16 protein-coding genes are annotated in these 23,900 nt (G+C 40.4%); 10 read left to right on the top strand and 6 right to left on the bottom strand.

The window, feature by feature from the left end; all coding sequences use genetic code 11:
- The first annotated feature begins 20 nt into the window (after positions 1-20).
- The 6 genes from ileS (at position 21) to A379_RS09870 (ending at position 9,564) form a co-directional block, all read left to right on the top strand.
- Positions 21-2,855 (top strand): isoleucine--tRNA ligase, encoded by a 2,835-nt coding sequence (ileS, locus tag A379_RS09845; RefSeq protein ID WP_040727823.1) that lies wholly within the window; start codon positions 21-23, stop codon positions 2,853-2,855.
- 163 nt (positions 2,856-3,018) lie between these two features.
- Positions 3,019-3,531, top strand: a complete 513-nt coding sequence (lspA, locus tag A379_RS09850) for a signal peptidase II (RefSeq protein ID WP_040727825.1) — start codon at positions 3,019-3,021, stop codon at positions 3,529-3,531.
- A gap of 477 nt (positions 3,532-4,008) precedes the next feature.
- On the top strand, positions 4,009-4,995 hold the full coding sequence (locus A379_RS09855; protein ID WP_040727827.1) for a hypothetical protein: 987 nt from the start codon (positions 4,009-4,011) through the stop codon (positions 4,993-4,995).
- A 93-nt stretch (positions 4,996-5,088) separates the two neighbouring features.
- Positions 5,089-5,487 (top strand): hypothetical protein, encoded by a 399-nt coding sequence (locus A379_RS09860; protein ID WP_040727828.1) that lies wholly within the window; start codon positions 5,089-5,091, stop codon positions 5,485-5,487.
- Between the two features lie 1,099 nt (positions 5,488-6,586).
- Entirely contained in the window at positions 6,587-8,665 is a 2,079-nt protein-coding gene (locus tag A379_RS09865; protein ID WP_040727829.1) for a BCCT family transporter, read from the top strand.
- 275 nt (positions 8,666-8,940) lie between these two features.
- Entirely contained in the window at positions 8,941-9,564 is a 624-nt protein-coding gene (locus A379_RS09870; protein WP_051145152.1) for a paraquat-inducible protein A, read from the top strand.
- Here A379_RS09870 and A379_RS09875 read toward each other — a convergent pair.
- Together A379_RS09875 and A379_RS09880 are read right to left on the bottom strand one after the other, a co-directional pair.
- On the bottom strand, positions 9,561-9,812 hold the full coding sequence (locus tag A379_RS09875) for a hypothetical protein (RefSeq protein ID WP_040727832.1): 252 nt from the start codon (positions 9,810-9,812) through the stop codon (positions 9,561-9,563). The genes A379_RS09870 and A379_RS09875 overlap by 4 nt on opposite strands.
- A gap of 11 nt (positions 9,813-9,823) precedes the next feature.
- The gene (locus tag A379_RS09880) at positions 9,824-11,080 is read right to left on the bottom strand and encodes a lytic murein transglycosylase (RefSeq protein ID WP_232744839.1); all 1,257 of its coding nucleotides are present in this window, start codon (positions 11,078-11,080) and stop codon (positions 9,824-9,826) included.
- 169 nt (positions 11,081-11,249) lie between these two features.
- Here A379_RS09880 and rlmKL point away from each other — a divergent pair, with 169 nt between their 5' ends.
- From rlmKL to hemN, 3 genes are all read left to right on the top strand, one after another.
- Positions 11,250-13,463, top strand: coding sequence for a bifunctional 23S rRNA (guanine(2069)-N(7))-methyltransferase RlmK/23S rRNA (guanine(2445)-N(2))-methyltransferase RlmL (rlmKL, locus tag A379_RS09885; RefSeq protein WP_040727833.1), 2,214 nt, complete (start codon positions 11,250-11,252; stop codon positions 13,461-13,463).
- A gap of 103 nt (positions 13,464-13,566) precedes the next feature.
- The gene (locus A379_RS12830) at positions 13,567-14,916 is read left to right on the top strand and encodes a sensor domain-containing diguanylate cyclase (protein WP_051145153.1); all 1,350 of its coding nucleotides are present in this window, start codon (positions 13,567-13,569) and stop codon (positions 14,914-14,916) included.
- A 304-nt stretch (positions 14,917-15,220) separates the two neighbouring features.
- Positions 15,221-16,603 carry an oxygen-independent coproporphyrinogen III oxidase gene (gene hemN / locus A379_RS09895; RefSeq protein WP_040727834.1) on the top strand — a complete coding sequence of 461 codons (1,383 nt, stop codon included), beginning with the start codon at positions 15,221-15,223 and terminating at the stop codon, positions 16,601-16,603.
- 251 nt (positions 16,604-16,854) lie between these two features.
- Here the strand turns inward: hemN and A379_RS09900 are convergent, their stop codons facing one another.
- Both A379_RS09900 and A379_RS09905 read right to left on the bottom strand, forming a co-directional pair.
- On the bottom strand, positions 16,855-17,655 hold the full coding sequence (locus A379_RS09900) for a YdcF family protein (RefSeq protein WP_040727837.1): 801 nt from the start codon (positions 17,653-17,655) through the stop codon (positions 16,855-16,857).
- Positions 17,656-17,753: 98 nt separating this feature from the next.
- Entirely contained in the window at positions 17,754-19,040 is a 1,287-nt protein-coding gene (locus tag A379_RS09905; protein ID WP_051145154.1) for a diguanylate cyclase, read from the bottom strand.
- Positions 19,041-19,264: 224 nt separating this feature from the next.
- On the opposite strand from A379_RS09905, the gene clpB reads away from it, so the two are divergent.
- Positions 19,265-21,835 (top strand): ATP-dependent chaperone ClpB, encoded by a 2,571-nt coding sequence (gene clpB, locus A379_RS09910; RefSeq protein ID WP_040727838.1) that lies wholly within the window; start codon positions 19,265-19,267, stop codon positions 21,833-21,835.
- 168 nt (positions 21,836-22,003) lie between these two features.
- Here clpB and A379_RS09915 read toward each other — a convergent pair whose 3' ends face one another.
- Both A379_RS09915 and A379_RS09920 read right to left on the bottom strand, forming a co-directional pair.
- Positions 22,004-23,296, bottom strand: a complete 1,293-nt coding sequence (locus tag A379_RS09915; protein WP_040727839.1) for an NAD(P)/FAD-dependent oxidoreductase — start codon at positions 23,294-23,296, stop codon at positions 22,004-22,006.
- A gap of 11 nt (positions 23,297-23,307) precedes the next feature.
- A complete protein-coding gene (locus A379_RS09920) occupies positions 23,308-23,898 on the bottom strand; it encodes a cytochrome c (RefSeq protein ID WP_040727840.1) in 591 nt (196 codons plus the stop codon).
- Positions 23,899-23,900 lie beyond the last annotated feature (2 nt).

Here is a 23,900-nt window from a genome sequence, read left to right on the forward strand (position 1 = left end):
CAACTTAGTGAAGTTATCGAATGACAGACTATAAACCGACTTTGAACTTACCTGAAACAGATTTTCCAATGCGAGGAAATCTACCTAACCGTGAGCCTGCGCAAGTAGAAGCCTGGTTATCAGATTCGTTATACCAAACTGTACGTGAACACATGGCAGGTCGCCCAAAGTTTATTTTGCATGATGGGCCTCCGTACGCAAACGGCGATATTCACATTGGTCACGCGGTTAATAAAGTCTTAAAAGACATGATTGTTAAGTCAAAAGGTTTAAGTGGCTTTGACGCGCCATTCGTGCCTGGTTGGGACTGCCACGGTTTACCCATCGAGCTAAATGTTGAGAAAAAGAAAGGTAAAGTTGGCCAAAAAATTGGTGCCACAGAGTTCCGTGAAGAGTGCCGTATTTACGCCCAGAAACAAGTAGAAGGTCAAATGGCTGACTTTCAACGTTTGGGCATCATGGCCGATTGGGAAAACCCATACCTAACCAAAGACTTTAAATTTGAAGCCAATGAAATCCGTGCTTTAGCAAAAATCATTGAAAACGGTCACTTGGTAAAAGGCACAAAGCCAGTTTACTGGTCTGTTGGTGGTCGTTCTGCCTTGGCAGAGGCGGAAGTAGAATATGAAAACAAACGTTCAAAATCGATTGATGTGCGTTTCCCAATCATTGATGAAGAAGCGTTTTTTAAACGTTGTCACCATGTAGAAGATCATACGGGTGAAGGGCCTCTTTCTGTGGTCATTTGGACAACCACACCTTGGACATTACCGGCTAACCAAGCGGTTTCAATCAATCCAGAACTAGAATATTCAGTGGTTCAAGTACAGGGTGAAAACGGTCCAGAACGTCTGTTTTTAGCCGAAGCGATGATTAAAGATTCTATGGATAAATGGGGCTTTGATAAATACAACGTCATCGCTTATGGCCGTGGTGAACAGTTTGACTTGATCCGTTTACAGCACCCGTTTTATGACCGCATTGTGCCGTTAATTCTGGGTGACCACGTTACCACCGAAGCTGGTACAGGTTGTGTACACACCGCGCCTGGTCACGGGGTAGAAGATTTTCAGGTCGGTCTAAAATACGACCTAGAAGTCGATTGCCCAGTCGATGGCAATGGTAACTATGTAGCTGGTACGCCTTTGTTTGAAGGTGAAAACGTGCTTAAAGTCGATGACCACGTGATTGAAGTGCTTAAAGAGCATAAATCCTTAGTGCATATTGAAGTCATTGAACACAGTTATCCGCATTGCTGGCGTACTAAAACGCCGTTGATTTTCCGTGCCACGCCACAATGGTTTATCTCAATGACCGAAGGTGGTTTGCGTGATAAAGCCATGGCCGCGATTCCAAAAGTGGAATGGGTTCCAGAGTGGGGTCAAAACCGTATTGAAGGTATGATTGATGGTCGTCCAGACTGGTGTATTTCACGTCAGCGTTTCTGGGGTGTGCCAATTGCAATCTTTGTGCATAAAGTCACGGGTGAAATGCACCCACGCACCACTGAACTGATGGAAGACGTCGCTAAATTGGTTGAAGAAAAATCAATCGATGCATGGTATGACTTAGATATTGCTTCTTTACTGGGTGATGAAGCCAATGATTATGAGCAAGTAACCGATATCTTAGATGTATGGTTTGATTCAGGTATCTCTCATTTCACCGTATTAGGTCAGCGTGATGAGCTACAAGCGCCTGCCGATTTATACCTTGAAGGGTCAGATCAGCACCGTGGGTGGTTCCAGTCGTCTTTACTAACGGCTCTAGCAACCGATGGTCAAGCACCTTACAAACAAGTATTAACGCATGGTTTTACCGTAGATAAGGACGGTAAAAAAATGTCAAAATCAAAAGGTAACGTGGTTGCCCCGCAGCAAATCGCCAATAAGCTTGGTGCAGATATTTTACGTCTATGGATTTCAGCGGCTGACTACCGTTATGAGATGACCGTTTCAGATGAAATCATCAGCCGTACGGCCGATTCTTATCGTCGTATTCGTAACACGGCACGTTTCTTATTAGCCAATATCAATGGCTTTAACCCAGAAACCGATATGGTCGCTTACCAAGATTTATTGCCATTAGATAAATGGGCAATCGGTCATGCCGCTAAATTGCAAAAAGAGATTATTGAAGCTTACGATAGCTACAATTTCCACAGCATCTATCAAGCCATGACACACTTCTGTTCGGTTGAATTAGGTGCATTCTATTTGGATGTTATCAAAGACCGCCAATACACCTGTAAAACAGAAGGGCTAGCACGTCGTTCGGCACAAACGGCTCTATATCATATTGTAGAAGCCCTAACCCGTTGGATGGCTCCAATCCTAAGTTTTACCGCTGAAGAAATTTGGCAAGCACTTCCAGGTGAACGTACACAGACTATCTTTGTATCAACTTGGTATGAAGGTCTCACTGAGTTAGACGAATCAGCTGAGATGAACTCCGCCTACTGGGAAGAGATGATTGCCGTACGTTCAGCGGTAGCCAAACAGCTAGAGCAGTTACGTGCCGATAAAGTCATTAAAGCCTCTCTAACGGCAGAAGTGACTTTATATTGTGACGATGAAATCTTCAATAAACTTAGCAAACTACAAGACGAACTGCGTTTTGTACTAATTACCTCAGAAGCGACATTAAAATCATTAGCCGATAAATCTGATACAGCGATTGAATCAGAAATGCCAGGCCTATGGATTGATGCGGGTGCTACTGACAAACCAAAATGTGCTCGTTGTTGGCATCACCGTGAAGAAGTAGGGCAAATTGCCGAGCATCCAGAGCTATGTCAGCGTTGTGTGGATAATATTGATGAAATAGGGAAAGGCGAAATCCGCCATTTTGCATAAAACCTGTTGCGAAGCTCAAATACTGCGTTAAAAAAGGCCAAAAACGTGCTCATTTACTACGTGTAAACTGCGCATTTTTGGCCTTTTTTGCCTTGTCTTTAAGCTTCTCACGACGGTTTTATATCAAAATTGAATTTAGCTAATGAATTAAAAAGAGATGAAAATGCCAGAAACAAATTCAACAGCCATAAAAACGGTTTGGTTAGCGGTTTTAGTCATTATTATTGATCAAATAACCAAATACATTGCTGTTAGCAATCTGACCTTTGCAGAACCCGTTGCGGTTATGCCTTATCTAAACTGGACACTGGTTTACAATTACGGTGCGGCGTTTAGCTTTTTGGCGGATATGGGCGGTTGGCAACGTTGGTTTTTTGCAGGCCTAGCTATAGTGGTCAGTGCTATTTTAATGTTTTGGTTATCAAAACTACCCAGCAAAATCACTGCAGAAGTTTGGGGTATTAACCTAGTATTAGGTGGAGCAATTGGTAATGTTATCGACCGCTTTCTAGCAGGGCGAGTCACCGATTTTGTCGATTTCTATATCGGCACTTGGCACTATGCCACTTTTAATGTGGCTGATGTTGCCATCACAGTCGGAGCAGGCCTGTTAATTCTTTCTGAGTTTGTTTTAAAACCAAAGCAAAAGAAGCAAGCAGAAGTCGCTGATTCATAAAGTCAGATTCATAAAGTTAGCTTCAATAATCCAATCATCTCAAAACGACCAACGTCTTACCAGGCCTGGTCGTTTTTTTTAAAAGTTAAGAGTAATTTAATTAGAGTGGAATTCAGTATTTATAATTGTTGAAGTTTTTTGATAAATTGAAGCTAGTTCAGTTGTGGACTCAATAACTTGACTCAAATTATTGCACTTATCGTAAGTAAAAATTCTATACTTATTATTATTTTAATGTAAATTATATTGAAAGTTTTTTACTAGGCCTGAAAAGGCATGTAATACAAGATAACCTATAAAAGTGACAGGCTTTAATTAATACTAAGGCAAATAGTCCTGAAAACATTTTCAATCTAAAATATTCGGGCGAATATGCCTTATACTAAATGTTAACACTACAAAAATATGGACCCATTAATACAAGACTCCAGAAAAATTATCGTAACCTTGGCGAATCTTTTTAAAAGAGAAAAACTTGTGCCTGAATTCCAGGTGCTATCTCAAGGAAAGGCAAATATTGAAGTGAGTGGGTACGATAATTGGAATGGAGGAACAACAATTTATGGAATTTATTGTCGGGTACCATTGGAACTGTATTCAAACATCGAATTAGAAATTCAAGCAATTGAGCAAAGCATAAAAAACAAAGCTGAAACCTTGTTTCGGTCATATCCAGATTCTTGGGTTGGTGAAGTAGTTATATCCCCCGAATTAGCTGACGAAATCCATGGAAAGGCATACAAAATATCACATGAAGAGCTAGTCAAGTTGCTTGAAAGTCAAAAGAGTGTAATGGTCTCAGTGTCTACTGGTGGTGCAAGAATTCAAGATGTAAATACTGAATATCAGTCAAATCTTTCAGAAATTTCTGAAGCCCTTAGAGAAAGAGGGTTGGTAAATCCTAATACATTTAAAGATTTATGGGAGTGGTATGGGAGGTGGAGCGATGGCTCTCTATCTACATACCAATCAAGGAGAGCCTTTTTATCCGAGATGTTCACTCCCATAATTGAAACAATTAAAGGGATGAAATCCGCATCTGTAAATCCAGTATTTGAAGAGCCTACCGGTTGGAACCGGGTAGACCGAAGTATGGGAGAAATTAAGCTCCGCTTGGCTCAAGCAACTACTGAAGAGCAGTATCAAGGTATCGGGTTACTAGCAAGAGAAACCTTAATCTCATTAGCTCAAGCGGTTTACGACCCAGATTTACACCAGCCTACAGACGGTATAGTACCATCCAAAACCGATGCAAAAAGAATGCTTGACTCATACATTTCGTCAGTATTACCTGCTAAAAGTAACGAAAATGTCAGACGTCACGCCAAAGCTTCTCTTGATCTTGCAAACGATCTAACTCATAGACGTACTGCTGATTTTAGATTGGCCGCATTATGTGCAGAATCCATAAATGCGGTGGTGAATATATTATCCATAATCTCAGGGCGTCGAGATCGTGAGTAAAAGTGTTAACAAAACACTCAACCCGACCGCGCTAACGCGCGGCCGGTTAGCTTAAACGTTATGTAGCTTATAAATTACTGAATAGAGAATAAGATGCCGAGAAGACTTACTCAAACTAAACCACATACCCATCAAACTTTAAAGAATATGAGTTATGAAAGTATGGTGATTAGTTGGCTCATGTACGATGGCTGGCAAGTGTTCATCCCCATACTAGATAACGGACATCAAACAGACATATTGATTTCTGACGGACCTAACTATTTTAGAATTCAAATAAAAACCGTTGAAGCTAGTGGAGAAGATCATTCTGTTGAAAATCGCTGGGAGGATATCAATGTAGATTATGTAATTTATTTTGCGAGAAACTCCACATGGGGTTACATATCACCTGCATTTTCAGACAAAAAAAGACCACTAAACCACAATGAACATGTGCGTTTTGAATCCAATAGTCGCACACAATTTTTGAAGGCTCTTCATAAAATATGATAAACCCAAACTACATAACAAAACACTCAAGCCGACTGCGCTGATGCGCAGCCGCTTAGTTCAATTAACTAAAAGGGGTCAAAGCCGTTTTTTCTGGATAAAGTTGATGAATTCACCATTCTCATGCTTACAGTTCCTGGCTGTTTAGTGGACATACCAGGCCTGGTAAAACTCTAATAAATTGATTTTAGTAATTGTTGAGAAGCCTTTTTAATATTTATAGGTCTTTAATTTCATGACTCTGGCTTCCCGTCACTTTTTCTCGTCTCTGCAGCCGAGTTCTTCGGTTGCTGTTCGGCAAAAAGTAACCAAAAAACGAACCCCGCTGACGAAACCGGTTTTACTAAGTTTGTCTGCTGAGATTCCCATAACTCGCTACGCAGGCTTCGCTCAAACAATGGAAATCTTTAACCGCATCCTTCACTAAGTAAAAGAGCGATTCCTTACAGAGGGGAGGCTTTTTCTACGTTAATTCCGTATTTCTATTGTTTAGATTTTCTTGTGCTGTACTTTTTCACCAGGCCTGGTAAGTTCTGTTTTATTCTGTAAAGCCAACCTCAAACGCCAAAATTCCCCTTGGAATAGATTGTGCAAAGTTCTTAACGAAAAGAACGATTAAAAATCCCGACTGTTCGAAGCTGAGCTTGCTCAGCAAGTTGCGGGATTTCAGTGAATGAGTTTTAGAACTTGCCAATATATGGAGCGGGGTGCCCTTTTTCTGGTTACTCTTTTTAGGCAAGTAAAAAGAGTAACGGGAAGCCTAAAAGCCATTATTAAAGGTGTATAAATATCTGTAAAGGCTTATCAATAGCTAAGATAAGTTAAACCTTAAAACCAGTTTGTATGTCCTGTGGCTATCTTTACAGCGTGTGATAAAAGGGGTTAAAGCCACTGCTGACCCACTTTTCACGCTTTCAGAGAATGTCTAAAATCATGGGTTATAAATGGGTGTTTGTATTTGTTTTTGTCCTAGTATTTGGCTTATCTAATCAAGTGTAACGCCATGTAGATAAAATAATCTATTCAAGAACTGTGCTAGAGACTTGAAAAGAAACTCAGTTTTGTTAAGGTTTGAGTAATTTTCCAAAGAGCGCTATCTATGCCTACTTCTGAAACCTCTCGTTTTCAATCTACAATATTACTCCCTGTTTTTATTCCCGCAATTGTGGTGATTTTTTTTACCATTATAGGAACCCTTAGCAACCCTGATTTTGCGGGGGAGCTTTTTTCACAAGCTCAAGCGGAAATTACTCAAAATTTCAGCTGGTTCTATATGCTTGTTGTGGCTATTTTTTTAGTTTTTATTATCTCTATTGCCATTTCGCCTTGGGGAAGAATCAAACTTGGGCCTGATGATTCTGAGCCTGATTACACTTTTACGGCCTGGTTTGCGATGCTGTTTTCGGCAGGTTATGGAATTGCACTGTTGTTTTTTGGGGTGGCCGAGCCTGTACTTCATTATGCTACGCCACCCGAAGGGCCTTCAGAAACCGTTGGGGCTGCTAAAGAAGCGATGCAAATTGCCTTTTTTCATTGGGGGTTTCATATTTGGGCTATTTACGGTTTAGTTGGGCTGGTTTTAGCCTATTTTTCTTTTAGGCATAAATTACCGCTTTCAATGCGATCAACCCTTTACCCTTTAATTGGTGATCGTATTTATGGGCCAATTGGTCATAGCGTAGACACTTTTGCGATTTTGGGTACGGTATTTGGCCTAGCAACCACACTGGGCTTGTCTGTTACTCAAATTAATGCAGGGGTTCACTATTTAATGCCATCTATTCCCAATAATACAACGGTACAAATTGTAGCCATTGCCGTTATTACTGGTTTAGCGACTTTTTCAGTTGTAGCAGGGATGGATAAAGGAATTAAACGGCTTTCTTTACTTAATATTGGCTTGGCGATGGTGTTAATGTTATTTGTTTTTGTCACTGGGCCAACCATCTTTATTTTAGAAACATTTTTGCAAAATACGGGTAGCTATTTAGGCAATATTGTAGAACGTACCTTTAATTTACAGGCCTACTCTTCTAGCGACTGGATTGGTAATTGGACGATCTTTATCTTTGCTTGGACGATTGCTTGGGCGCCATTTGTTGGGCTGTTTATTGCCAAAATCAGTAAAGGTAGAACGATTCGTCAGTTTGTTTTGGGGGTGATGATTGTTCCTACGATGTTTACCTTTTTTTGGTTTTCTGTTTTTGGCGATACGGCTTTGCATTTGATTATGAAAGAGGGTTATCAAAGCTTTATTCAAGCGGTACAAAACGATCACGCCATTGCACTGTTCCAACTGTTTGAACATCTGCCTTTAAGTAGCATTATGTCTGCTTTAGCGGTCTTTTTAATTATTACCTTTTTTGTAACCTCAGCCGATTCAGGGGCTTTAGTGTTAGATTCACTGGCCTCAAATAGTAGCACTGCACCGCCTGTTTGGCAGCGGGTTTTTTGGGCAGTTCTTTTAGGAACTGTGGCGGCTGTTTTGTTATTGGCGGGTGGCTTAAAAGCGCTTCAAACCGCCTCGATTGCCAGTGCTTTGCCGTTTGCTGTGATTATGTTAATTGCCATGGTGGGCATTTGGCGCGCTCTGATTATTGAAAGTAAAAGAGATGTCAGTCTTAAAAATGCGGTGCGTAACAGCGGCAAAACGCTTGAGCAGGATGGAAGCAACTGGAAGGATCGATTATCAAAACTGATTGAGTACCCAGATAAAGAAGAGGTTTCTGAATTTATTAACGATATAGCTTATAAAAGTATGCAAACCGTGCAGTTGGAGCTTAAACGTCGTGGTTGGGAGTCGAGTGTCTATATTGATTCTGACCCGCTTAGAGCACGTATTGAAGTGGTAAAGTCTGAACAAATGCCATTTATTTATGAAGTGCGTTTATGCGAACGAATCATCCCTGGTTTTGCCTTCTCAGAAATACTGTTAGAGCAAGAAAACCAAGCAGAAGAACAGGTGTCGTATTACTATCGAGCAGAAGTTTTTTTAAGAGAAGGTGGCGAAGCTTATGATGTATTTGGTTACAGTCGACATAATATGATTACCGACATACTTAATCATTTTGAGCACTACTTACACAAATTACATCACTCGGCAGAACTGCTCCCTTGGGAAGTTGAACAACGTGAACAGCAGTTAAAACCTAACTTAAATCTCAACGAAGAAGCTTAATGGTTTGTTGAACGAGAGCAAAAATAATCAAACATAAACAAGGTTTTTAAGGAGTGAATGGATGATGTAGCAGGGTTGAGAGAGTTGGCTGTTTAACCGAAAAATGAGCCGTTTTTTGCAGGTAAGCAAGCTCATCGTAATAATGGTTCAGGAGCTGTTTTGGATTGTAGCTACTGGTTTACCAGGCCTGGTAAATGTTCATTTTTTGGGTAAATTTACCCGAGCGACTTTACATCGTATAATCCACATTCTTCTATACTTGGAAAGTTATTATTGTGCTATATCGTCAATCATTTGGTTTTATTGTTCTTGTTGCGGCTTATATTTTATTAATTCCAGGTTTAACCGAGCCCGTTCTTCACCTTACCACAATGCTTGATAAGGGCGAATTGACGGTTTTAGGCAAAGAGGCTATTTTAAACAGTGGCACAATTCCCAATTTTTTAATGCCTGTCACCATGGAGGTGTTAAATCAAATACATGCAACAGGCACGGTGGTCATTCAGGATACCTCTAAGAGTATTTTGGATACAGCTAAAACGTTGTGGCAAGACGGTAATCGGTTAGTGGCGTTTTTGATTGTGTTTTTTAGTGTGTTTGTACCTGCTTTAAAACTGGCTTTATTGGCAAGTTCTTATCTATTTAAACGCTTTGTAAAACACTTAGCATTAAGCAGTGCTCTACTCAGTAAATGGTCAATGGCGGATGTATTTGTAATGGCGTTGATTATTGCCTTTTTGGCGATTAAAGCCAGTTCGGGTAATTCGGCCTTGCTGCAAACCAATATTGAACTTGAAGCGGGCTTTTATTTCTTTTTAGGTTATTGTTTATTGTCGATTTTATCGAGTCAATTATTGGCAAGAGATTTTAGTGCAGAGTCAAAAACACAAAACGATTAAACGTAATCCATGTCTTTTGAAGGTTGGTTGGTAATCGGTGGTTTTTGAGAGGATGATTCAATAATCAGTTTCTTTTCTAAGCGCAAACGATTGGTCAGTTTAGCGAGTCGGCTTTGAACTTTCCAAAACAGGTAGGCTGGTTCATCACAGATGAGTTTATGGTTTGGCGCAGACACAATCAAGTGCGAAGCATCTAACAGGTCTGGCTTCAGATTATGGGTTTGCTTGTCATAATCCTTTGTATCCATTAAATTCCTTGTTACTTACTCTCAGTTTGAACTTGTTGTAGTTTTTCTAACATTTTAACGCTGGCAAATCCATCCGCAGGTAACTTATGTTTGGCTTGAAAATCGCGAAGTGCATTGCGCGTTTTGCTTCCAGCAATGCCATCAGGTTTACCTACGTTATAACCCATCTCATTTAAGAGTGATTGAATCTCTTTGATTTGTGCATAACTCATGCCTTTGTCATCTTTAGGCTTTTGTTTGCTGAGTGGTGGAAGTTTAACGATTCGGTCTGCTAAATGGCCAACCGATAGGGCATATTTATCGGCATTGTTCCAACGTTTAATGACTTTAAAGTTGTCATAGACTAAAAAAGCAGGCCCTTGATAATCACTGGCTAAAAGTAACTTTGCTTGCATATCTTCATTAGGAATTTCTCTACCATCAGCAAGGGTGATGCCGAGTTTCTTCCAGTCATTTAACGGACGTGCTGTTTTGTTATCGGCTAAGGCGTAATCAAAGTCTTTGGGTAGAGCGACTTCACGTCCCCAGTTTTCTTGTGCTTGCCAACCCAGTTGATTTAAGAAGTTACCTGCTGAGTAAAACACGTCTGGCAAGCTATCCCATAAATTGATTTTGCCATCACCATCACCATCTACCGCATATTGCAGGTAGTTAGATGGCATAAATTGGCACTGTCCCATCGCTCCTGCCCAAGAGCCTTTCATCTGTTCTAAAGAGACATGACCTCTATCTAAAATGGTTAAGGCACTCATAAGTTGAGTGCTAAAGAATTTACTGCGGCGTGGATCGTAAGCCAAGGTGGCAAGCGATTCAATAATTGGAAGATTACCCGTATAGCTACCGTAATTGGTTTCTAGCCCCCAAAACGCCACAAGAAAACGACCAGGCACACCGTATTTTTTGGTGACTTCATCTAGTAGGGGTTTATTGGCTTCATAATTTTTTAGACCGTTTTCAACACGACTCTCGCTGACCGCACGGTTAAAGTAGTCAAAAAAAGTTTTAGTGAATTCGGGCTGCTTTTTGTCCGATTCAAGCACTTTTGCATTGAGTTTTACATTCTTAAAGGCTTGGTCAAGCGTTGACTGTGAAATGCCTTCATTATGTGCCTGCTTTTTAAAGTCACTTAGCCAAGCATTAAAGTCCGCTTCGGAGGCTTTAAAAGGCTCTGATTGTGCCTGGCCATTAAGAGAGGTGGCCATAATCAATGAGGCGAATAAAAGTTTAATGTAACGGCTTGTGGTGTTATGCATAGTCAACTTTGGCATTGTTTGCCTAATTTTATGAGTGTTAAACGGTATTCTACCGAAACTATGCAAAAGTTGAAGGCAAAACAGTTTAAAATTAGCAGATATTTTAAAGGCTCTTTTTTTAACGTATTTGTGAATCGAATGCGCAATAAAATAGACCAACAATCAATATGATAATGGATGTTTAATGATGAAATTTTTTGCCACAGCCCCAGGCGGATTAAGTGAGTTGCTAAGAGAAGAGTTAATGTCTTTTGGAGCAACCGAAGTAAAAGCTCAACCGCGTGGTGTGACTTTTGAGGGCGATTTAGAAGTCGCTTACCGAAGTTGTTTGTGGTCACGTTTAGCGAACCGTATTTTTGTTACGGTGTTAGAAGTTGAGCTAGAAACTCAAGAAGAGTTGACCGAGCAAGTTGCCACGGTGGATTGGCAAACTCACATGGATGAATTTGGTTCTTTTGCGGTGTCGTTTTCGGGTAAAGGCATGGGGATTGACCACAGCCATTACGGTGCGTTAAAAATCAAGGATGGAATTGTCGATTACTTTAGAGGCATTACCAATAACCGCCCAAAAGTAAATACTGAAGACCCTGAGTTAAGAGTTCATGGTCATCTTAATCGCAATCAACTCACTTTAAGCATTGATTTAGTGGGCTATAGCTTACATCAACGTGGTTACCGTGAAGGTCAGCAAGTTAAAGCGCCACTTAAAGAGAACGTGGCGGCAGCGTTATTAATGCGTGCAGGTTGGCCAGAAATTGCCAAACAGGGCGGTTGTTTGTATGACCCAATGTGTGGTTCGGGTACGTTTTTGGTAGAAGGTGCCATGATGGCATCTGACCTAGCACCAGGCCTGGCAAAAGTGAATAGAATGTTATTAAATTCTTGGAAATTACATGATGCTAAATTGTGGAATAGCTTAATTGAAGAAGCTAAAGAACGTGAAGCTGAAGGGTTACGTAATTTGCCAGATATTTACGGTTCCGATGCCTCGCATAAGTCATTAGATATTGCTGAAGAGGCCATTCATAATGCGGGTTATTTAGACGCAATTGAAATTAAGCAAATGACCGTAGAGCAAGGTCGTCGTTGGGGCGATTGGCAACCAGGCCTGGTGATTTGTAACCCGCCATATGGTGAGCGTTTAGGTGAAATTGAAGAAGTTAAGGTGATCTATAACGACTTAGGTAAATACCTTAAAAATGAGTTTGATGGTTGGCAGGGGGCGGTACTAACTTGTAACCCAGAACTAGGTATGTATTTGGGTATTAAGGCTAAACGTAGTCATAACTTCTTTAACGGACCAATGGAATGTAAGTTATTCCGTTTTGATATTACCGAAGAGTTTCATCGTGAACCATCATTGAAAGGTGGCGCTAATATTGTTCAAGAAGTGAGCACTGTGATGCCAGAGCTTGCCGAATCGCAAGGTGCGGTGATGGTGGCTAACCGTATTAAAAAGAATTTAAAACAGCTAAAAAAATGGGCTAAAACCAACGAAATAAACGCTTACCGAGTTTATGATGCCGATTTACCAGAATATGCTATCTCAATTGATTTATACCAAACGGAAGATGCGGGAGAATGGTTAATTGTAAATGAGTATGCCGCACCCAAAACGGTAGATAAAGCCAAGGCCAAAAAACGTTTGCATGAAGCCTTAGCGGCATTGCCGAATGTCTTTCCAACCGTACCAGTTGACCAAATTGTTTTTAAAGTGCGTAGCCGTCAATCGGGAACATCGCAATATGAAAAGTTGGACGATAGTCGTGACTTTTACACCGTAATAGAAAACGGTGCCAAAATTCGTGTGAACTTTACCGACTATTTAGACACAGGCCTGTTTTTAGACCATCGTGATGTACGTGCTTTAGTGGCACAAAAATCGGTTAGAAAATCACTGCTAAATCTTTTCTGTTACACCGCAACGGCAACCATTGAAGCTGCTGTTATGGGTGCAAAAAGCAGTTTGAGTGTGGATATGTCTAAAACCTATTTGTATTGGGCAGAACACAACTTAGCGCACAATATGTCACACAATAAAGACTCTGCTGAGCACAAGTTTTTGCAAGCCGATGTTTTAGATTGGTTGTCAAAAGAGAGTGAGAATCCAAGTGCTACATTTGATGTTATTTTCTTAGATCCCCCTTCCTTTTCAACTTCAAAACGTATGGATGGCACTTTAGATATTCAGCGAGATCATGTGGCTCTAATTGAACAAGCCATGAAACTACTTAACCCTGGTGGCACCTTAATTTTCTCAAACAATATGCGTAAATTTAAGTTAGATACGGATGCATTGGCTAATTTGAGTATTGAGAATATTACTCAAAAAACCATGCCAAGAGACTTCCAGCGTAACAGCAAAATTCACCAGGCCTGGTTAATTAGCAAAGGGTAACTTCACCTATAAATCCATATTAATTGACCCTTTGCTGTGGGCTAAATGATGAATAGCAAATGTCAAAAATGACCTATTAAGAAAAAAATATGAAAAAAGAAATATGAACTTTATTAAAGAGATGATTGGTATATCGGTTATTGAAGGCCTTGAAATACAATCCAATAATGAATACCTCATGCTGCAAAAGCCTTTTTTTGAATCCGAATTCAACGACTGGTTACAACGGTTTAATTTTGAACAGAGCAATAGTAAACAGCTTTTTAGAGAGGACTTTTATACACTTTTTGTAGCAGCTGAACTCAATGAAGATTTTTATAGCGCTATGTATAACCAAACATTGGATTGGTATCGAGCGGGGCTTTCTCACAACCGTGTCATGCTAATACTGAGTAACTGCAGACAAGTATTTATTTTATTGGCAGAAAGAAAGGACAATCCCCTTTTGGCAAAGGGGTTGTGTCATATCGTTGATTTGGTGCAGTCAGTCGTTAACTCAGTGTTTCAGCTACGCGAAACTCTCAATAACATGAAAAAGCGCTCTGAACTGGAAGTGGATAGAATGAGACGCTCTTTTCAGTTAATTGCAGCTGAAGCGCCAAAAGAGTTATTGCAAGCCTTTATTGATCATCAAAATTGGAAAATTAGTGCCTATTCGGCTGCTTTGGGGGATATCCCTCAAGGGAACTTCCCTTTTTCTACCTCTGCGTGTCAGCTTGGAAAATGGCTTGAATCTGGTGGAATAAACAGCATTCCTCAAGAAGAAAGACCCGCTTTTATCCAAGCACATGAAAAAGTGCACAGTCTTGGCTTTATGGCTCTCAAAGAGGCTAAGGCACACCATCCAGAAAAAATTCTCGATTTTTTGTTTGAGATGGAAAACGCTTCCGACAGCGTTTGCAATGTTTTGCTAGAGCGTATAGATGAAGCTTTTGTAAAGGCCGCTACGATGGATTCTTTAACAGGATTGGCAAACCGCTGTGCCTTTGATGCACAGTTAAAACAGAACATTGCACTCTCTAAAAGACACAATTTTTGGCTTGGCTTAATTGTAATTGATATTGATTTCTTTAAGAGTCTAAACGACAACCACGGTCACGCCTATGGTGATCAAGCTCTTAAAGAAGTGGCTCAAGTACTGAGTCAATCTATAAGAACTGAAGATGATGTTTACCGTTGGGGTGGCGAAGAATTTGCGGTATTGACCGTTGATAAAGAGCCAACTGGAATAAGAATTTTAGCCGAACGTATTAGAGCTTCAGTGGCCGAACATCCATTTTGTGCAACAACTGAAAATCTTGCCAAGTTAACTATTAGCCTAGGAAGCGTGGCCTTTCATCCCATGGTGGATAAAACCCCAAACGAAATTTTTGCACTAGTTGATGAGCAACTCTACCTCGCTAAACAAAACGGACGTAATAGAGTTAATGCACGAACACTTGAGGCAGATTAACTTTCAGTGACTGGATATCGATTAATATGCAGAGTTCTCACTAATAGAGACCTTTGCATGAGACCATGAACACATAAAAACAGCTATAATTCTCTATCTTCAAGCTAAAAAATCCGCCCAATAACTCGTTATTATGCGTATTTTTTAGCCTAAATCTAAAGAATTCTATCTTGTTTTTCTTATGCCCCTGTCTCGTGCAAAGGTCACCAATAAAAACCTTTACCATGAGTAAAAATCCGACAAAAAGTCTGGATTAGACAGGTAAACAAAGTTATTAGCTAAGCCAAAAAATTAGGAATGAATGATGGAACAGAAAATTCAATTTGATGAAGCGTTAATCAAACGTTATAACCAATCTGGTCCTAGATATACTTCCTACCCAACAGCCGTTCAGTTTGATGAAACGTTTGGTATTGAAGATTATAAACAGGCGGTTGAACGCAGTAATGATTCAGGTCGTGGTTTATCACTTTATTACCATATTCCGTTTTGCGATACCGTTTGCTTTTTTTGTGCTTGCAATAAAGTCTGGACTCGAGACCGTTCAAAAACCACGCCGTATTTAGATCGTCTGTTTAAAGAAATAGAAATGCAGTCAGCGCTATTTGATAACAGTCGAAAAGTAGAGCAGCTGCATTTAGGCGGTGGCACACCAACGTTTATTAATAATGATGAAATGACGCAGTTAATGGAAAAAACGCGCCAACATTTCAACTTATATGACGATGATTCTGGCGAATACTCCATTGAAATTGACCCGCGTGAAGCGAATCGTGAATCGGTTAAATTATTGCGCGAACTCGGTTTTAACCGTATGAGTTTAGGGGTGCAGGACTTTGATCCAGCGGTACAAAAAGCGGTTAACCGCATTCAAACTCAGGCAGAAACCTTTGAAGTGTTAGAAGGCGCACGTGAAGCTGGATTTATGTCCGTTAATGTCGATTTGATTTACGGTCTGCCTCTGCAAACCGAAAAAGGCTTTATTACCACTCTTGATAGAGTGTTAGAGGCTGAACCAGATCGTTTCTCTATCTTTAACTATGCGCACATGCCAAGTATGTTCCCAACACAAAAGAAAATGAATGAAGCGGATATGCCTTCCGCCGATGAAAAGTTAGCCATTCTTCACGCTTCAACCGAACGTTTGCTTGAAGCAGGGTATGTGTATATTGGTATGGACCATTTTGCTAAGCCTGATGATGAGCTGGCGATTGCCCAACGTAATGAAACCCTCTACCGCAATTTTCAAGGTTACTCGACTCATGCCGAATGTGATTTAGTGGGAATGGGGGCGACCTCTATCTCATTGATTAATAACACTTACGCGCAAAATCGTAAAGGTTTAGCCGAATATTATGAGGCAATTGATGCAGGTGATTTAGCTGTATTTAGAGGTGTGCAACTAAGCGAAGATGATGAATTACGCCGTGATGTGATTACGCGTTTAATTAGCCATTTTCATCTTAACTTTGCCAAGATAGACCAGGCCTGGAAGATTCGTTTTAAAGAGTATTTTGCCAAAGAGTTACAAAACCTAATACCTATGGCCGAAGATGAACTGTTAACTATGACGGATGAGGATATTTATATTACGCCAAAAGGGCGTTTATTGATTCGTAATATCTGTATGGTGTTTGATGCTTATTTAAAAGAGGGCACAGCCAACCGCTTCTCTAAAGTGATTTAATTAACTCAATTAAGCAGAAAATTTAACCACGAAGACACGACGGCACGAAGTTTTTCAAGGTTACCAGGCCTGGTGATTAGTCATTTAAACTATCAATTTTGTATTTAAATAGCCAACCATTAAAATCATTACTCTTAATAGAGTCAACTTATATTAGCTGCATAACATTCTACTCACTATGAAAGGCTTTCAAACCTTCGTGTCTTAGTGCCTTCGTGGTTAGTAAACAAATCACGAAGGTGTTATAGCTATTAAGGTTCTGGAAACCATTGATTGGTTTTACCTGTTAAATAATAGACTGTTAACCCTACCCATTCTCGCCATGCGGGTTCTAAAGCCTTTAGATGGTCAAAAAAGTCAAAATCAAAAATGCGTAGGTCATCTGAGTTGGTTCGGTAATCAACGGGATAAGCGATGACATTCACCCCTTGCATTCTTGCAATACCCACGGCTCTTGCCATATGAAAAGCTGAGGTGACGAGTAAATAAGTTCCATCTGTTTTAGGTAAAAGAGGCTTGGTATATTTGAAGTTCTCATAGGTGTTTCGAGATTTGGATTCAATAATCAAACGTTGTTCAGAAATACCAATAGTGGTTAATAATGTTCTGGCCAATGCTCCTTCACCTGTGGTGTTTTGTAAACTCATTGAACCGCTACCACCCGTAAAAATAACGGGTGCATTTGGGTAGTAAGTTGCCAGGCCTGCTGTGCCAATATAACGGTCGCCACCCATGCCTAATTCAGCCACGTGCCAACTTAATGAACGTTTTAAATCTTCACCACCACCTAAAATTATAATGCCATCAATCTTTGACGGTAGAGTTTGCGGTTTACTAAAACGACTCTCTAATGGTTTCATTACATAATCACTGATTGGGTAGGCCATCAATACAAATGCCATTAAACCTGTAGGGATGAGGACTTTTTTAGCCGTAGAAATGCGATTAAAAAGTAAGAGCAGCACACCAAAAAATAGAAAAAATACCAATAGATTTCCAGGACTAAGAAAAGCCCAACCTATTTTTGAGGCAAGAAAAAAGAGTTCATCCATAATCAGGTTCTTTCGCTTCTGTTGATTCCATTTATTTAAGGGTCTTGAATTATTGTCTAAGAGTCACTTGGACTCTCAGTCTAGCAGAATAAGGTTAACTAGAAACTTTGTTCTTCACAAAATAGAGTTTGATTTCGTCCATTTTTCTTGGCTTGATATAACGCATAGTCAGCTTGTCTAAAAAGTGTCTCAAAATCTTCTGTAAAAGATTCGGTATTGCAGGAAACACCGATACTGACGGTCTGCTTTGGAAGGTCGAGTTCCTGCCAATTGGCCTCTTCAAATGCTTTATGAATACGGGCTGTTACCTGGGTTGCTTCATCGATTGTGGTGTTTGGAAAAAGACATACAAACTCTTCACCACCCCAGCGATAAATGAGGTCAGCAGAACGCATAAGCTTTTGTAGAATGTCTGCGCTAAACTCTAATGCCTGATCGCCTTTATGGTGGCCAAATTCATCATTTACCGTTTTAAAGAAGTCTAAATCAATCATCGCTAAACATAAGTGCTGTTTATGTTGAATGGCTTGCTCAATAAGTGCATTGGCTTTTATTTCACCGCATCTACGGTTAGGCAGTTTGGTTAGAAAATCTTCAGAGGCTAGGTTTTCAAGCTGGTTTTCAAGTTGTTTTAATTTAGTGATATTGTGAACCATACCAACCATGATGCGGGGTTGACCATGTTCATCGCGCTCACAAATCTTACCTTTATCATGAACCCATAGATAATGACCATTACGGTTTTTTAATCGGTATTCATGTTCATAATGGGAGTATTTATCTTCAAGATGGTCATTAATGGATTGCATCACCCCCTCAAGATCATCGGGGTGAATATTATCACTCCAGGTTTCAACGCTCGGTAGCATTTCATCAGGTCCGTAACCTAATATCTTTTTTAATTGCGGGCTAAAGAAAACGTGACCTGTGGTAATTTCCCACTCCCATAGTCCGTCAGAAGTTTCGTTGAAAGCAAATCGAATTCTTTGGTCTCGACTCTGTAAATCGTCTTCATGCTTTAAACGTTTGCCAATATTACGGGCAACAGATAAAAAGTATTCACGATTTTGATGTTCAAAAACGGTTGTAATAACCTCTACTGAAATATCTCCGCCATTTTTATGCTGGTGATTACCTAAAAAGGTAAAAGATTTTTCTTTGCGTATGACTTCGGCCACTTCTTGCCATTGTGGAAGACCAATAACGTGTTTTTGTAGGCTTAACACCGAGTGGTTAAGAATTTCATTCTTTTTATAGCCTAACTCTTCGTAGGCTGATCGATTACACCATAAAATATTAGATGATTCAGGATCCAAAAGGTATACGGAATCTTCCATGTGATTAAAAAGAATGTTTAAATTAAGTTGGTTAAATTCTTCAGGCATTTTGCACGATACCTAGCTTGCTGGGTAGATGTTTAAAGGTTTTTACAGCGCCATATAAAGTGGGTTGAGTAAAAATGCTAGTGAGCTAATTTAGCACTTTTTTCTTTATATTCATACTTCTATACAAACCTTTTTTTTATAAATAATGTGGTCATCCCTTTTAACTGAGTAATTTATCCCTATATGTAAAGTATCTACATACAAGTTTAAGGAGTTTGCCAATTATGATGGACAAATTTACAACCCAGTTTCAAAGTGTTTTAGGGCAGGCGCAGTCGGATGCCGTGAGGCACGATAACCAATATATTGAGCCTGTTCATATTTTGTCAGCCTTGATTGATGAGTCAGGTAATTTATTGCAGTTAGCAAATGTCAATGTGCCCCTGTTAAAACAGACCGTGGCTGAAAAAATCAGCAGTTTGCCAAAAGTGTCTGGTGCAGGAGGTAATGTGCAATTGTCACAGGCATCAGGTAACGTTTTAAATTTAATGGATAAGCAAGCACAAAAAAATGGAGATGCTTATATTGCAAGCGAACTGTTTTATCCTGCGTTACTGGAAACCTCAGATTTCGCAGCAACTTTATTGAAAAAAGCGGGTGCAACTTCAGAAGCACTAAATAATGCGATTCAGAATGTACGAGGAGGCGAGAGCGTGCAAGATCAAAATGCAGAAGAGAATAGACAAGCGCTGGATAAATACACTGTGGATTTAACCGAACGTGCCGAATCAGGCAAGTTAGACCCAGTAATTGGACGTGATGATGAAATTCGTCGTGCCGTTCAGGTGCTGCAACGTCGTACAAAAAACAACCCTGTATTAATTGGTGAACCAGGTGTCGGGAAAACCGCCATTGTAGAAGGTTTGGCGCAACGTATTGTGAATGGCGAAGTGCCTGAAGGTTTAAAAAACAAACGTTTGCTGTCATTAGACTTAGCAGGCCTGCTTGCAGGGGCAAAATATCGTGGTGAATTTGAAGAGCGTTTAAAGTCTCTGCTTAAAGATTTAGAGAAGCAAGAGGGCAAAGTCATTCTGTTTATCGATGAGATTCATACTATGGTCGGTGCGGGTAAGACTGAAGGTTCTATGGATGCGGGCAATATGCTTAAACCTGCTCTGGCTCGTGGTGAGCTTCACTGTATCGGTGCGACCACTTTGGATGAGTATCGTGAAAACATTGAAAAAGATGCCGCTTTAGAGCGCCGTTTTCAAAAAGTGATTGTGGATGAGCCAACCGAAGAAGATACCATCGCCATTTTACGTGGTTTAAAAGAGCGCTATGAGGTGCATCATGGGGTCGATATCACTGACCCAGCGATTGTTGCGGCGGCTAAATTGTCTCAGCGTTACATTACTGACCGCCAATTGCCAGATAAGGCAATTGACTTGATTGATGAAGCGGCTTCGCGTATTCGTATGGAAATCGATTCTAAGCCCGAGGTGATGGATAAACTTGATCGCCGTTTAATTCAGTTAAAAATTGAACAAGTTGCCCTTAAAAAAGAGAAAGATGAAGCCTCTAAAAAACGTTTAGTGATTTTACAAGATGAAATCAAAAAGCTCGAAAAAGAGTATTCAGATTTAGAAGAGATTTGGAAAAAAGACAAAGCCGCCTTGCAGGGAGCTCAACAATATAAAGAGCAACTTGAAGCTGCACGTATTGAGCTAGAAGCCGCAAGGCGTGCGGGTAATCTGGCTAAAATGTCAGAGATTCAATATGGCACTATTCCTGATTTAGAAGCTAAAATTCAAGCGGCTGAAATGGCCGAGAGTGAGGCTGAAGAGGGCGAAGGTTCACACCTATTAAAAAACAAAGTGACGGAAGATGAGATTGCTGAAGTGGTGGCTCGTTGGACAGGGATTCCTGTCTCGCGCATGATGGAAGGTGAGCGCGATAAGTTATTGCGTATGGAAGAAGAACTCTCTAAAAATGTCATTGGACAAGATGAAGCGGTTAAAGCGGTTTCGGATGCTATTCGTCGTTCAAGAGCAGGCCTGGCAGATCCAAACCGACCCAATGGATCGTTTTTATTCTTAGGGCCAACAGGTGTCGGTAAAACAGAGTTAACCAAATCTCTAGCTGACTTCTTATTTGATACCCAAGACGCGATTGTGCGTATTGATATGTCAGAGTTTATGGAGAAACATTCGGTTGCTCGTTTAGTTGGAGCACCTCCTGGTTATGTGGGTTATGAGCAAGGTGGCTATTTAACTGAAGCGGTTCGTCGTAAACCCTATTCGGTGATTTTATTGGATGAGGTTGAAAAAGCGCATCCTGATGTCTTCAATATATTATTGCAGGTATTGGATGATGGGCGATTAACGGATGGTCAAGGCCGCACGGTGGACTTTAAAAACACGGTGATTGTCATGACCTCCAACTTAGGTTCTCAAGTCATTCAAGAGAAGGCAGGAGTGGCCACCTACGATGAAATGAAAACCGATGTGATGGAAGTGGTTGGTGGTTACTTTAGACCCGAGTTTGTTAACCGTATTGACGATATTGTGGTGTTCCATCCACTTGGAAAAGAGCAGATTCGCTCTATTGCCAATATTCAGTTACAGAGTTTACGTGAACGTTTAGCGCAAGCGGATTTAAGTTTAGAGGTAACCGATGGGGTTCTAGATGCGATTGGTGAACAAGGGTTTGACCCAGTATTTGGTGCTAGACCACTAAAACGTGTTATTCAGCAACGTATTGAAAACCCATTGGCACAAAAAATCCTTAAAGGAGATTACGCCCCTGGATCAACGATACACATTGAGATGCAAGGCGCAGAAATTACCTTTCAGTAATCCAACTATTTAAGTAAGTCTAAAAAACAGCCATGCTCCTTTGGGAGGGTGGCTTTTTTTTATCTATTAAAAACTATTTTGTTTAGGATTTTAGAAGTGTGCTTTGAACAAAAAAAAGCCCCGCATTAAGCGAGGCGAATTAGAACATTTGTTTAAGTTAATCTGAGACTAACCAAAAACATCTGCTGTAATATTTTTGAACCAAGAGTGAGCGTATAGTTCTTCACGCTTACGTAGTTCAGCGTCATAAGCGCCTGTAAGACCACCAGATCCTTTCACTTTAACGATTTTGCCATCTTCATAAGCATAAACCATGGCCACTGAAATACCGTCTCCTGGGGCAATCACTGAGTAACACGTGTTGACCCATGAAGGTTCAACCATTGCCACACCATTTAGTAATGAAGCAACTGCAGCGGCACAAACTTTAGCTTGTGAGTTAGCTGAATAACCCGACTTAGGCATAGGTGATGCAACAGATGAGTCACCCACAATGTGAATGTTTTTATGAATCGTTGACTCAAAAGTCTTATGGTCAATTGGACACCAACCTTTATCGTTAGTTAGGCCAGCATCAAAAGCGATTTTTCCTGCTTTCTGGTTAGGGATAATATTTAAAACATCCGCTTTAAATTCACCTGCACCACAAGTTACCGTTTTAGTTGCTACGTCTACTTTAGTAACCGTTCCACCTTCAGATTTCTTAATCCACTTAATCAGACTCTTATCTGTACCATAACCATAGTGACGTTTCCAGCCATCCATAAATAACCCAAATTTAGAAAACTTCTCTTTAGGGTCAAGTACCACAATCTTAGAATTTGGTTTATGTTCTTTAAGGTAAGAAGCAATTTGCGATATACGCTCATAAGGCCCAGGAGGGCAACGGAAAGGGTTGTCTGGAGGGCAGATTACAACAGTTCCACCATCTTTCATATCAACTAACTGTTTACGTAACATCTCAGTTTGAGGACCTGCTTTCCAAGCATGTGGGATTGATGTATTAGCAACATCAGCAGAGTAGCCTTCAATAAGTTCATATTTGAAATCTACACCAGGAGATACGATGCAACGATCATAAGCTAAAGATTGACCACCAGCGGTTTTCACTTTTTGACCCGCTGCATCAATGCCTGATACTTTATCAAAGATGACTTTGATACCTTTTGCCGTTAGGTTTTCATAAGTAAAGTGGATAGAGTCCATTTTACGGTGACCACCAATCACTTCATTACTCATAAAACAGGTGTAGTAATCTTTATTCGCTTCAACGATAGTTACATCGATGCTTGAATCCATTTTCTTTAGGTATTGCGCGGCCGTTGCACCACCGATACCGCCACCAACGATAACCACTTTTTTGGAAGCCGCATTAGCAGGAGACCATGCGCTTGAAGCTGCAACACCTACTGCACTCGCAGCAGAAGCTTTTAGAAGTGTTCTTCTTGAAATATTTGTCATGTTCTTTCCCCTTACTTGCTTGAGTAGAATTCAATAAGTTCATCTACACCGGCTTGACCGTGTTTTTCATACATAGCTTTTAGCTTTTTAGCCATCTTTTTAGGGGCTTCACGATTACCTGAAGTAAAGTCATGTAAATTATATTGTAGGTATGGTTTCCATTGTCCAGCTAGGATTCCAGCATCATCTTCTGATAAAGAACCACCTTCAGAGTGGCATTTTTCACAATATTTATCATGAAGTTTGGCGCCTTTAGTTGAAAGCTTAGCGTCAGCTTGCTGTGGTGCAGAAGCAAATTTTTGCTTAGCAAAATAGTCTGCCATTGCTTCAATATCTTCTTCTGAATACCCTTTAGCAATTCGCATCATGATTGTTGATGGACGATCACCAGCGGCGTATGCATTCATGGATTCGGTAAAGTAATCTTTTGAAATACCCGCAATACTAGGTGTTGCAGGCCCGTGGCTTACACCGTTAGGTCCATGACAGCCAACACAGGTATTTGCAAGCATTGTTCCACGGTCCATGCCTGCAAATGCAGTGCTTGAAGCTAGCATTGAACCTGCTAAAACGGCTCCTGCAATAATTTTAGCTTTCTTCATAA

This window comes from Thiomicrorhabdus sp. Kp2, assembly GCF_000478585.1.
Classification (GTDB): Bacteria; Pseudomonadota; Gammaproteobacteria; order Thiomicrospirales; family Thiomicrospiraceae; genus Thiomicrorhabdus.

What these genes read in the sequence shown, in the direction of transcription:
- clpB (WP_040727838.1), top strand. Translation starts at nt 19,265, where the DNA reads ATGATGGACAAATTTACAACCCAGTTTCAAAGTGTTTTAGGGCAGGCG.
- ileS (WP_040727823.1), top strand. Translation starts at nt 21, where the DNA reads ATGACAGACTATAAACCGACTTTGAACTTACCTGAAACAGATTTTCCA.
- rlmKL (WP_040727833.1), top strand. Translation starts at nt 11,250, where the DNA reads ATGATGAAATTTTTTGCCACAGCCCCAGGCGGATTAAGTGAGTTGCTA.
- A379_RS09865 (WP_040727829.1), top strand. Translation starts at nt 6,587, where the DNA reads ATGCCTACTTCTGAAACCTCTCGTTTTCAATCTACAATATTACTCCCT.
- A379_RS09860 (WP_040727828.1), top strand. Translation starts at nt 5,089, where the DNA reads ATGCCGAGAAGACTTACTCAAACTAAACCACATACCCATCAAACTTTA.
- A379_RS09915 (WP_040727839.1), bottom strand. Translation starts at nt 23,296, where the DNA reads ATGACAAATATTTCAAGAAGAACACTTCTAAAAGCTTCTGCTGCGAGT.
- A379_RS09875 (WP_040727832.1), bottom strand. Translation starts at nt 9,812, where the DNA reads ATGGATACAAAGGATTATGACAAGCAAACCCATAATCTGAAGCCAGAC.
- A379_RS09880 (WP_232744839.1), bottom strand. Translation starts at nt 11,080, where the DNA reads ATGCCAAAGTTGACTATGCATAACACCACAAGCCGTTACATTAAACTT.
- A379_RS12830 (WP_051145153.1), top strand. Translation starts at nt 13,567, where the DNA reads ATGAACTTTATTAAAGAGATGATTGGTATATCGGTTATTGAAGGCCTT.
- hemN (WP_040727834.1), top strand. Translation starts at nt 15,221, where the DNA reads ATGGAACAGAAAATTCAATTTGATGAAGCGTTAATCAAACGTTATAAC.
- lspA (WP_040727825.1), top strand. Translation starts at nt 3,019, where the DNA reads ATGCCAGAAACAAATTCAACAGCCATAAAAACGGTTTGGTTAGCGGTT.
- A379_RS09920 (WP_040727840.1), bottom strand. Translation starts at nt 23,898, where the DNA reads ATGAAGAAAGCTAAAATTATTGCAGGAGCCGTTTTAGCAGGTTCAATG.
- A379_RS09905 (WP_051145154.1), bottom strand. Translation starts at nt 19,040, where the DNA reads ATGCCTGAAGAATTTAACCAACTTAATTTAAACATTCTTTTTAATCAC.
- A379_RS09900 (WP_040727837.1), bottom strand. Translation starts at nt 17,655, where the DNA reads ATGGATGAACTCTTTTTTCTTGCCTCAAAAATAGGTTGGGCTTTTCTT.